General features: G+C 55.0%; 5 protein-coding genes. All 5 read right to left on the bottom strand.

From position 1 onward, the window contains the following. Positions 1 to 676: 676 nt before the first annotated feature. Complete coding sequence (locus tag VAE48_RS03085) at positions 677 to 1,843, bottom strand: SpoIIE family protein phosphatase (protein WP_322791849.1); 1,167 nt, start codon at positions 1,841 to 1,843, stop codon at positions 677 to 679. Beyond that, positions 1,840 to 2,334: a PAS domain-containing protein gene (locus VAE48_RS03090; protein ID WP_322791850.1), complete on the bottom strand. Its 495-nt coding sequence runs from the start codon at positions 2,332 to 2,334 to the stop codon at positions 1,840 to 1,842. Before VAE48_RS03090 ends, VAE48_RS03085 begins: the two co-directional genes overlap by 4 nt. Continuing rightward, positions 2,331 to 2,603: a (2Fe-2S) ferredoxin domain-containing protein gene (locus VAE48_RS03095; protein WP_322791851.1), complete on the bottom strand. Its 273-nt coding sequence runs from the start codon at positions 2,601 to 2,603 to the stop codon at positions 2,331 to 2,333. Before VAE48_RS03095 ends, VAE48_RS03090 begins: the two co-directional genes overlap by 4 nt. Positions 2,604 to 2,706: 103 nt before the next feature. Continuing rightward, positions 2,707 to 4,362 (bottom strand): NADH-quinone oxidoreductase subunit NuoF, encoded by a 1,656-nt coding sequence (nuoF, locus tag VAE48_RS03100; protein ID WP_322791852.1) that lies wholly within the window; start codon positions 4,360 to 4,362, stop codon positions 2,707 to 2,709. Further along, on the bottom strand, positions 4,349 to 4,887 hold a 539-nt coding region (locus VAE48_RS03105), incomplete at its 5' end, for an NAD(P)H-dependent oxidoreductase subunit E (protein WP_322791853.1). The genes VAE48_RS03105 and nuoF, both read right to left, overlap by 14 nt.

Below are 4,887 nucleotides of genomic sequence, written 5' to 3' on the forward strand. Positions count from 1 at the left end.
GACCCGCACTGCGCTGCGTTGACATCAATTTCAACGATATTTCTCTACGGGGAAGGGGGGCAAGGAGTGTGACCCGCACTGCGCTGCGTTGACATCAATTTCAACGATATTTCTCTACGGGGAAGGGGGGCAAGGAGAGTGACCCACACTGCGCTGCGTTGACATCAATTTCAACGATATTTCTCTACGGGGAAGGGGGGCATTGTTGTTGGGGCACCCTGCGCGCCAACAACAATCTTCTGCTTTCGCACATGGGCGGAAAAGGAAACGTTATTTTACCCAACGCATGGACGGAAAGAATGATGGGTGAAATGGAAACAAAATGCTGGGCTTATTAAGAAACGTTGAGAAAGTTATTGCCCCTCCCCCAAAATCGCTAGGGCGATTTTGGGGGAGGCGGGTGGGGGTCATGCCGGAGATTGCCGCGTTTGCTGCGGCGGTACATCCTCTCTGGTTTAGAGTGGGTAAAAATGGGGACAACCGGGAGAATTTGGAATCATTTGGGACAAAGCGGGGGTCTTTGTTGCCGAATGCACACCTTAACAGCGCCTTTTGCAACGAATTTGCAACGAAAAACCCCCAAATTTTAATAAATTTCTAAGAATTGTTTGTTATATTAAAGATGTCAATCGCCTGGGTGCCCCCCTCACCCCGGCGATTGACGCTTTAACGGGGATTAACAGAACTCGATTTGCACGTCTTTGTTATAGGATTGCAGCACCTCGGCAATCCGCTCGATTAAATAGCGGCGGATGGAGATATTGCGCGGCAGCAGTGGATTTTGATAAACCGGGTTGATGGACTGCCCCACCAGAAAAGTGATTGAATCCGCGTTCAGCATTTCGCGGGTCAGCAGGTAGGCGCCATTTTCGTCAAAGGGGATGTTTTCCAGTGAGCCTTTGCTGCTGCGCAGCAGTTCCAGCGCGGCTGCCATGGTCAAAATTCCTTCGGTCACCAGATCAATGCCCGGCAGTTTGCCGATGGCGGGAATGTCCGGGCGCATGGTATCCAGCCGCGTTTCGACACTGGTTTTGAGAAAACTGGCGACAATATTGGCGGTTGTCCCGCCGCAGACCGCTTTACGCCCCTCAAATGCAAGCAGACGGTCAACGTACACATAGTCGTGTCCGTCATCAATCGGCGGGCCGCTGAAAATCATCAGCGCGTTGCGTTTGCGCCCCAGAATACCGACAAAGGTCGAATCATCCCCCGGTTGAAAACCGTACAGCCGGTAGGTGGTATTCATCACGCTGTTGACCACCGTATGAGCGGCATACACCGGGCGGGCATACACCTCATCCTGAATATAACGGGCAATGTTCTCCCACCCCCAGCCGAAGTTCATGGTGGTGCCCAAACCGGCATACAGCACCCCGTCGCTGACCAGACCCAAAAAATCACCCAGTTCCAGCACACCGCGGTAAAAACTGATTTTTTTGTTGAGGATTTTTTGATTCTCCATCTCCAATGCCGTGCAAATGCCGTTTTTGAAGTAAAACGGCGGCGGGTTATCGAAGTTGATGATGCGGAAGGAATAATCCTGATGATCCACCGTCAGAATAGTGAAAGTGGCGTAGGCAATCCGCCGCTCGCGGTCAACCGGCAGGGTGCGGATGACGGTATCAATCACCTCGCGCAGGGCGGCTTCCTCGCGCAGCATGGTCATGATGATTTCGGTGGTCAGCGTGGCGAGAATACTGGCTTTTACCCCGCTGCTCAACCCGTCCGAAAGCACAATGGTGGTGCGTTCGGCAGTTTTGAGCGTGCGCACCTGATCGCCGCACAGTTCTTCACCGGCTTTGTTGAGTTGTTTTTGAAAAATATCGAGGAAGATGCCGTTCATCCCTGTTCTTTTTCGACCAGTTCCAGCAATTTCAGCAGGCTGACCTTGGTTTCGGCAGTGGTTTCCCCCAGCAAACCGGCAATTTTCTGCGCCACGCTCATCTGCTTGTCCACAACGGCATGGACTTTGAGGATGGTTTCGCGGCGCAGGTTTTGCATTTCGCTGCGCTGCTTCCATTCGTGAGTCAAATCCACCATGATGCCGGCCACCACACCCTCTTCGCGCACCGGGAAAATGACTTTACGCACGTACAGGTCGTATTGCGGGTATTCCCGCTCGATGCCCACCATGGCCTGCCCGCTTTCCCACACCTGCTGAAAGTGGCTGACATCTTCCAGCACTTCGGCAGCATTCCGCCCGATTAATTCTTCTGCGCTGGCGCGGAACATGCGGCAAAACGCCGGATTGACCACCTGAATGACCATTTGCGGCGTCATCACCACCAGCCCGTTGGGATCATAATCCCACAGCAATTCCCACAGCGATTTCATGATTCGGCAACTCCCACCTTGCTCAGCACTTCACGGATGAACTTCTCGCGCACGTTGCGCTGGTTGACATCCAGAATGGCGTCCTCGTCGAATTTCAACACAATCGCGCGTGCGCACGTGCCCAGGCAAAACGCCCCTTTCAATTCCAACCGTTCCTGCAAGCCGTATTCTTCAATCAGGCCCTGCAGGATGCGCAGGATTTCAAACACGCCGGCCTGATGGCAGGCCGATCCCATACAAACATGTAAAACGGTTTTGGTTGTTTCCATGAGCTTGTTCCGCTAATTATACGCCGGGTTGAGGTGTGCAAAGGTGGCGGCTGGCAGCCTTCCGCCGACCACAGATGGCTGCCAGCCTTACAAGGGAGGAGACTTAATCGCCGATGGCTGCCCGGGCTGCGGCGTTGACTTCTTCGGGTTGCTGGCTGCGGCGGATCTTGTTGAGATATTCGTGACGGAAGTACTTGAGCGAACTGAGCACCGGGTTGGGCGCCGATTTTCCCAAACCGCACAGGCTGGTGGTCTGCATCATTTCACACAGCGCTTCCAGCTGCTCCAAATCGGCTTCAGTGGCCGTCCCTTCCAGGAACTTGTTGAGGATGTTGTAAATTTTGACCGTTCCAATCCGGCACGGCACGCATTTACCGCACGATTCATCCATGCTGAATTCCATGAAGTAGCGCGCCACACTGACGATATCCGAGGTGTCGTCAATCACAATCATCCCCCCCGAACCCATGATCGAACCCAACCGGGTCAGGTTTTCGTAGTCCACCGGCGTGTCCAGCAATTCTTCGGGGATGCAGCCGCCGGAAGGACCGCCGGTCTGCACGGCTTTGAAGCGGTGTCCGCCCGGCACGCCGCCGCCGATGTCGAAGATGATTTCGCGCAGAGTAATGCCCATCGGCACTTCCACCAGACCGGTGTTGGCAATCTTGCCGGTCAGGGCAAACACCTTGGTGCCTTTGCTCTTTTCGGTGCCGATGGAGGCAAACCATTCGCCGCCTTTACGGATGATTGCCGGGACATTGGCGTAGGTTTCCACATTGTTGATGAGGGTAGGTTTGCCATCCAACCCGCTGACGGCGGGGTAGGGCGGGCGCGGGCGCGGCATGCCGCGTTCCCCTTCAATCGAGCTGATCAGCGCGGTTTCTTCACCGCACACAAAAGCCCCCGCCCCCAGCCTGATTTCTACGGTGAAGGAAAAACCGCTGTTGTGGATGTTTTCACCCAGAAAGCCGGCCCGTTCAGCCTGCCGGATGGCGGTGCGCAATCGTTTGACCGCCAGCGGGTACTCGGCGCGCACATAGACATACCCGCGGCTGGCGCCGACGGCATAGGCGGCAATTGCCATGCCTTCCAAAACGGCGTGCGGGTCGGATTCGATGATCGAGCGGTCCATGAACGCCCCGGGGTCGCCCTCATCGGCGTTGCAGATGACATATTTCACCGCGCCGGCGGCGTCATGCACAATCTGCCACTTGTTACCGGTGGGGAAGCCGCCCCCGCCGCGTCCGCGCAAGCCGGACTTTTTGATTTCGTCAATCACCCCTTGCGGGCTCATGGCGGTGATCACTTGAAGCAGGGCTTTGTAACCGTCGTGCAGGATGTAATCTTCGATTTTTTCGGGGTTGATTACGCCGGAGTTTTCCAGCGTTACTTTGTGCTGGCGGGTGAAGAAAGGCGCAGAAGTGTCAATAAGCAGGTCTTCGACGGCTTCACCTTTGACCAGTGCGCGCAGGATTTGCGGCACATCTTCAACTTTGACGGTTTTATACAGCAGGTTATCCGGCTTGATCGAAACCACCGGGCCGGCGGCGCACAGACCCATGCAGCCAACCTGTTTGACCAGCACTTTATCCTGAAGCCCAAGGAAATTGACTTCCTTCTCGAAGGCTGCCAGTACGGCCTGACTATCGGAAGATACACAGCCGGTGCTGCCGCACACATGGATGATGTGTTCGTAGCGTTCCAGCTCTTCACGCTGTTTGCGGATGATTTCTTCGAGGTTGATTTCACTGGTTGTCATTGCTCAGCCACTCCTCAATTTTGGCTTTCATTTCTTCGACGCTCAACTTACCCACAATTTGCCCGTCCAGAATCATCACCGGCGCAAGACCGCAGGCACCCACACAGCGCGCCGCCATAAAGGACAGTTTGTTGTCGGGGGTGGTCTGGTTGGGGTCCAGCCCAAAGCGCTCTTTGAGCCAGTCGGTGATCTGGTCGTTGCCCTTCACATAGCAGGCCGTGCCGGTGCACAGCACCAGAGTATGCTCGCCGGCCGGTTTGCTCATGAAGCCGTGGTAAAAAGTCACCACACCATAGACTTTGGAGAAGGGCACTTTCAATTCGCGGGCAATGTAGGCCATGGCGTCGTAATCAATGTAACCGAAAGAATCCTGTACCACATGCAGCACTTCGATCAACGAGCGCGGGTTGTAGTTGTTTTTCTTCATGGTGGCAGCCACCAGTTTCCAGCGCTTGTCGCTCATATCGGGGACAAAGTGCTTACAGGTTTCGCGGGATGTTTCCTGTGGTTTGGTTTCGGTGTTGA

Source organism: Bellilinea sp. (assembly GCF_034432615.1).
Classification (GTDB): Bacteria; Chloroflexota; Anaerolineae; order Anaerolineales; family Anaerolineaceae; genus Bellilinea.